General features: G+C 67.4%; 6 protein-coding genes. 3 read left to right on the forward strand and 3 right to left on the reverse strand.

Translation table 11 applies throughout. From position 1 onward, the window contains the following. The first annotated feature begins 120 nt into the window (after window positions 1-120). Together V7Q81_RS04615 and lolD are read left to right on the forward strand one after the other, a co-directional pair. Complete coding sequence (locus tag V7Q81_RS04615; protein ID WP_333840752.1) at window positions 121-1,365, forward strand: lipoprotein-releasing ABC transporter permease subunit; 1,245 nt, start codon at window positions 121-123, stop codon at window positions 1,363-1,365. Continuing rightward, window positions 1,358-2,101 carry a lipoprotein-releasing ABC transporter ATP-binding protein LolD gene (lolD, locus tag V7Q81_RS04620; protein WP_333840753.1) on the forward strand — a complete coding sequence of 248 codons (744 nt, stop codon included), beginning with the start codon at window positions 1,358-1,360 and terminating at the stop codon, window positions 2,099-2,101. The genes V7Q81_RS04615 and lolD overlap by 8 nt, the downstream gene beginning before the upstream one ends. On the opposite strand, the gene V7Q81_RS04625 is transcribed toward lolD, so the two are convergent. From V7Q81_RS04625 to V7Q81_RS04635, 3 genes are read right to left on the reverse strand one after another with little or no spacing between them, the layout of a single operon-like run. Next, window positions 2,098-2,427, reverse strand: a complete 330-nt coding sequence (locus V7Q81_RS04625) for a hypothetical protein (RefSeq protein WP_333840754.1) — start codon at window positions 2,425-2,427, stop codon at window positions 2,098-2,100. The genes lolD and V7Q81_RS04625 overlap by 4 nt on opposite strands. A 4-nt stretch (window positions 2,428-2,431) precedes the next feature. After that, window positions 2,432-3,049 carry a DNA-3-methyladenine glycosylase family protein gene (locus tag V7Q81_RS04630; protein WP_333840755.1) on the reverse strand — a complete coding sequence of 206 codons (618 nt, stop codon included), beginning with the start codon at window positions 3,047-3,049 and terminating at the stop codon, window positions 2,432-2,434. Between the two features lie 4 nt (window positions 3,050-3,053). Further along, a complete protein-coding gene (locus V7Q81_RS04635; RefSeq protein ID WP_333840756.1) occupies window positions 3,054-3,623 on the reverse strand; it encodes a DUF2062 domain-containing protein in 570 nt (189 codons plus the stop codon). Between the two features lie 133 nt (window positions 3,624-3,756). On the opposite strand from V7Q81_RS04635, the gene V7Q81_RS04640 reads away from it, so the two are divergent. Further along, a complete protein-coding gene (locus V7Q81_RS04640; RefSeq protein WP_333840757.1) occupies window positions 3,757-6,105 on the forward strand; it encodes a DNA internalization-related competence protein ComEC/Rec2 in 2,349 nt (782 codons plus the stop codon). Window positions 6,106-6,132: the final 27 nt, after the last annotated feature.

Below are 6,132 nucleotides of genomic sequence, written 5' to 3' on the forward strand. Positions count from 1 at the left end.
GGCATTATTCTACACTGGCCCCTCGCAGGATCCGCCCTGTCCGGCGGCTTGTCCGGGGTGCGTGCGTTGAAAGAATGTGGCAGACTCTCGCCCGCCTTCCTGCGAAAGCGACGGCCTGAATTGCAACCCTACGAAATCTTCGTCGGCCTGCGCTATACCCGCGCCAAGCGCCGCAACCACTTCATCTCCTTCATCTCCGTCATCTCCATGGCGGGCATCGCCCTGGGGGTGGCGGCGCTGATCGTGGTGCTTTCGGTGATGAATGGGTTCCAGAAGGAGCTGCGGGCCCGCATCCTGGGAGTGGTTTCCCACGTCCAGATCTCGGGTCCGGACCACGTGCTGCGGCAGTGGCGGGAGGTGGAACAGCGAGTGCTCCAGCATCCCGGCGTGCGGGCCGCCGCACCCTACGTCTTGGGGCAAGGCATGCTGACCCACCAGGGCCGGGTGCAAGGCGTGGTGGTGCGGGGCATCGACCCGGCGGCGGAAATCCAGGTCGCCGATGTGGGGCGCCACATGCGGGCGGGCAGCCTCGAAGCCCTTCAGCCCGGCGAGTTCGGGATCGTGCTGGGGATCGACCTGGCCCGCCTCCTGGGCGTGTTCCCAGGAGACAAGGTGGTGCTGGTGGTCCCCCAGGGCATGGTGACCCCGGCCGGCGTTTTGCCCCGGCTCAAGCAGTTCACCGTGATGGGCGTGTTCGAAGTGGGCATGTATGAATATGACAGCGGCTTTGCCCTAGTGCACCTGGCCGATGCCCAGGCCCTGTTCCGGTTGGGCGAGGCCGTCTCGGGAGTGCGGCTCAAACTCGATGACCTGTTCGCCGCGCCGCGGATGGCGCGGGAACTCTCGGCGGCTTTGCCCGGGGACCTGTATGTGAGCGACTGGACCCGCCAGCACAGCAACTTCTTCCGCGCGGTGGAAATTGAAAAGCGTGTCATGTTCATCATCCTCACCTTGATCGTGGCGGTGGCCGCGTTCAACATCGTCTCCACCCTGGTGATGGTGGTGACCGACAAGCGGGCTGACATCGCCATCTTGCGCACCATGGGGGCGAGCCCAGGCAGCATCACCGGCATCTTCATGGTGCAAGGCTCCTTGATCGGCGTGATCGGCACCCTGCTCGGCGTGGTAGGCGGAGTCTTGCTGGCGTGGAACGTGGACGTGGTGGTGCCCTTCATCGAGAGCCTGTTCGGCATCCAGTTCCTGGCCAAGGATGTCTACCAGATCAGCGAGTTGCCGTCGGAATTGCAATCGAGGGACGTGTTCACCATCGCCGGCGTGTCCCTGGCCTTGAGCCTGCTCGCTACCCTCTATCCGAGTTTTAGAGCTTCCCGGGTAAACCCGGCGGAGGCGTTGCGCTATGAATGACCGTACGGTCCCAGCGGGCAGCGGCTGGGCCGCGGCGCCGGCGCGAGAGACGGCGCCAGTGATCGCCTGCCGGGGATTGCGCAAGACCTACGGCGCGGGCCCGACGGCGGTGGAGGTGCTCCTCGGGGTGGACCTGACCGTCACGCCTGGTGAGCGGGTGGCCATCGTCGGGGCCTCGGGATCGGGCAAGAGTACCCTGCTGCACTTGCTCGGAGGACTCGACTTGCCCACGGCGGGGGAAGTGCGCGTGCAGGGGGAGGACATCCACGCGGTGAGCGAAGCCCAGCGCAATCGGCTGCGTAACCGCAGCCTGGGTTTCGTCTACCAATTCCACCACCTGCTGCCAGAATTCACCGCCCTGGAGAACGTGGCGATGCCGCTGCTCATCCGCCGCCTGCCTAAGGAAGAGGCGACCGCCCGGGCAGCGCGGATGCTAGAGCAGGTAGGACTCGCAGGCCGCCTGCACCACGTTCCTGGAGAGCTCTCGGGAGGCGAGCGCCAGCGGGCGGCGCTCGCCCGGGCCCTGGTGACCGAGCCCTTATGCGTGCTGGCGGATGAGCCGACCGGTAATCTGGACCGCCACACCGCGCGGGAGGTCTTCCGCCTAATGCTGGAGCTCAACGAGCGGCTCGGTACGAGCTACGTGATCGCCACCCACGACCCGGAGATCGCGGCCGGCGCCCAGCGCGTCCTCCGGCTGGAGGAGGGGGTGCTGGTGCCGGCCAAGGCCGGTTAGCCTGATTTTTCCGCCCGCTCTTCGATCTTCAGTACGCCGGCCTGTACCGCTTCCGTGTACCAGCCTTCATCCTGGAGGGCCTGGGTGACGACGAAATTGGGCGCCGAACGCTTGATGAGGCGCGGTCCGACGAAGCCCACCAGGAAGACCAGAATCCCGAGCCACAGGTGCCCGATCAGTGCCAAAGCCACGCCTGCTCCCAGAACGGGCAGCGCCACCAGGGGCAGTAACAGCCGCCGGGAGAGGAGCTTTTCCGCTTGGGCCCTGTCGATCTTGACCCTTAGGGCGCCGCTGCGGTAGCCGGAGACGAATTCTTCGTGGGTCATGGCGCTAATATTCCACCGGGATCGGATCCAGGCTACGCCACAAGTACCAGGTGGCCACCGAACGCCACGGGATCCAGTGCTTGGCGATGGCGCGCATCTTGAGCTTGGACAGGGGCCGCTCGTCGTTATAGTGCAGGCTCATGGCCCGTTGCAGCCCGATGTCCTCCAGGGGCAGCACGTCAGGGCGCAGCATGTAAAAGATCAGAAACATTTCCGCCGTCCAACGGCCGATGCCCCGCAGCCGGACGAGCTCCCTGATGAGCGCTTCGTCCTCCAGCCGCTCCCACGCTTCCAGGCAAATGGAGCCGTCGCTGAAGCGGCGCGCCAGATCTCTCAGGTAATCGGCCTTGCGTGCGGATAGTCCGCAAGCGCGCAGCGCCTCCTCCTCCACCCGCAACAGGGCCTCAGGGCTCACGGCGCCGCAGACGGCCGCGAGCCGCTGCCACACCGACTCCGCAGCCTTCACCGAGATCTGCTGGCCGACGATGGCGCGGGCAAGGGCGGTGAAGGCGTCGCTACGCCGGCGCAGCGCCAGCCCATCGTGGCGTCGAATGAGCTGGCGCATGACCGGGTCGCGGTCGACCAACTCCCGCTTGGCCTGTTCCCAGTAGGGGGGCGTCATGGGATCAGGAAGGGTTGCGGGGAACGGAGCGGGCGAAGCGGGCCCGGCGGCGGCGCCACTGGATCGAATAGTAGAGGCGCCAGGACCCGAGCACCGCGAAATAACCCATGCCGGCAAGCAAGAGCGCCAGCATCGGCAGGCCGATCAGCAGGGGTTTACCCAGGGAGGCGGTCCAGTCGACCAAGGCGGGGATCCATTCCTTGAAGGGCACATGACCGAACTCCAGCGGCTGCAGGGGGGGCGCCTTGTTGCCACCCCCCGTCACCAGGGAGCCCAGCTTGTAGGCCGCCAGATACAAGGGGACGATGGTGAAAGGGTTGGTGTAGAGGGTCGTCAGCAAGGCAACCGGGAAATTTACCCGCAAAATCACCGCCAGGATCGCCGCAGCCAGCATCTGGAACGGCCCCGGAACGAGCCCTGAGAACAACCCCACAGCGACGCCGCCCGCCACCGAGCGCCGGTGGAGGTGCCACAAACTGTGGTGGTGCAGGGTCTTGCCGAAGACCGAAAGGAAGCGGTTGCTTTTGACGCTTTCCTGCGTCGGAAGATATTTCCTAAAGTATTTTCTGGGCATGCACGTGAACCCGCCCGCCAGCGCCGGGCGGGATAGGAGACGCGGCCCTGGGGCGCAAGGCGAAGACCAATCTTACACTAAGGCGTCACCCAAGAAATCCCGCGTTTGCCCACTTCAGGTAAATTGGTGGGCTGTGCGTGCCGCGGTGCTTGCCTTTCTCTTGGGAACTTTCCTGCTTCAGCAGCAGGCCTCCCTTCCCGACCGGCGCTTCCTTTGGCTCGGGCCCCTAGCCCTGGCGTTGGGCTGGGTCGCCATCGCGGCGCGCCGCCCTTGGGGGCGGAGCGTGGGGCTCGCGGCAGCGGGCCTTGTGCTCGGCTTCCTCTGGGCCCAGCTCCGCGCCGACCTGCGGCTCGCCGACGCCCTCAGCCCCGAATGGGAAGGCCGGGACGTGATCGTTTCGGGGGTGGTGGCGAGCTTGCCGCGCCGGCTGGCCTCCGGCACCCGCTTCGAGTTCCAAGTGCACGACCGCTTCCCGGCGCAGGCGCAGATCCCGGCCCGGCTTCTCCTCACCTGGCCCCGGCGGGAGGGCGAGGACGGGGTCTGGGTGCCGCCCGTCAGGGGCGGGGAGCGCTGGCGTTTCACCGTCCGACTGCGTCGCCCCCACGGCACCGCCAACCCCCACGGATTCGACTACGAGGCCTGGCTTCTCGAGCGGGGCATCCGCGCCACCGGCACCGTGCGGGAACGCTCGCCGAGCACGCGGCTCGGGATGGACGACGGACCTTCGTTCCGGGTGCTTCGTGCCCGGGAGACGGTGCGGGAGCGCTTGCACGCGGTGCTCGCGGCTCGCCCCTACGCCGGCGTGATCGTCGCCCTTGCCATCGGCGACCAGGACGCGATTCCCCGCAGTCAGTGGGAGGTCTTCACCCGTACCGGAGTAAGTCACCTCATGAGCATTTCCGGGTTGCACGTCACGCTGATCTCGGGCTTGGTATTTGCCCTGGTCCGGGCCCTGTGGCGGCGCGTACCCGGGCTTGCCCTGAGACTGCCCGCGGCGAAGGCGGGGATCGCGGCGGGCGCCGCGGCGGCCCTCGCCTACGCCCTGCTGGCCGGCTTCGCAGTTCCCACCCAGAGGACCTTTTACATGCTGGCGGTGGTGGCCCTGGCCCTCTGGACGGGGCGCGTCGAGTCCCCGTCCCGCGTCCTGGCAGCCGCCCTCTTGGTGGTCGTCATCCTGGATCCCTGGGCTGTCTTGTCCCCCGGGTTCTGGCTTTCCTTCGGCGCCGTGGCCACCATCTTCTATGTGGCTTCAGCCCGCATCGGGATCCCGCCACCCCTGGTCCAATGGATGCGCATCCAGGGTGCGGTGACCCTGGCGCTGCTGCCCTTGCTCCTTGCTCTGTTTCAGCAGTTCTCGGTGATCTCCCCCCTCGCCAACGCCCTAGCAATCCCCCTGGTAAGCCTGGCAGTGGTGCCCCTCACCTTGGCAGGAGCGCTACTTCCCCTGGACTTTCTGCTCGTTGCCGCCCACGAGGCGATGGCAGCCGGCGGGGCGGTCCTCGCCTGGTTCGCCGCCTTGCCGGCTGCGGTGTGGCAGCAACACGCACCGCCCGGATGGAGCGTGCCCCTTGCCATTATCGGGCTGTTGTGGCTTCTACTCCCCAAGGGCTTTCCCGCCCGCTGGGTGGGCGGGGTGCTGCTCCTGCCCCTGGGGCTCTCGGCCGCACCGCGGCCCGGACCCGGGGAGCTCTGGGTGGACGTGTTGGACGTGGGCCAAGGGTTGGCGGTGGTAGCACGCACGGCCAACCACGCCCTGGTCTACGACACGGGGCCCAGCTTGGGACCGGAGGCGGACAGCGGCGAGCGGGTGTTGGTGCCTTTCCTTCGGGGAGAGGGGGTCCGGCGCGTGGATGCCTTGGTGCTGAGCCATGACGACGCGGATCATGCAGGAGGGACCCGTTCGCTGCTGGCGGCACTACCCGTGATCCACCTGTGGTCATCCTTGCCCGAAGGCCATTTCCTCCGGGACACCGTCTCGGCGCACCGCCCCTGCCGGACAGGGGAGGGTTGGGACTGGGACGGTGTGCGCTTCGAGTTCTTGAGCCCGAAAGGCTCGGGCGACGCCGATCCGCGTCGGGACGACAACGCCCTGAGCTGCGTGTTGCGCATTGCCGCCGCTGGCGGAAGTGTCCTATTGCCGGGCGACATCGGTCGGGCGGTCGAAAGAGACCTGGTGCAAGCCCATGGCCCGGGGCTTGCCGCCACCCTGCTGGTTGCGCCCCACCACGGCAGCGGTGGCTCTTCGTCGCCTCCATTCGTTGCCGCTACCCGGCCCGAGACGGTGGTGTTCACCGCAGGCTACCGCAATCCTTTTGGCCATCCCCACCCCGACGTGGTGAAACGCTACCAGGCGCTCGGTGCGGCGATCCTGCGCAGCGACCGGGACGGAGCGGTGCGGGCGCGCTTCAGACCGCGGCTCGGCATGGAGATCGTCGCCCAGCGTCAGCTAGGGCGGCGCTATTGGCATGCCGCCGAGCGCTGACGGAGCGGGTCTGCCGCCATGCCCACC

This window comes from Pelomicrobium sp. (assembly GCF_036803785.1).
In the GTDB taxonomy this organism is placed as follows: domain Bacteria; phylum Pseudomonadota; class Gammaproteobacteria; order Burkholderiales; family UBA6910; genus Pelomicrobium.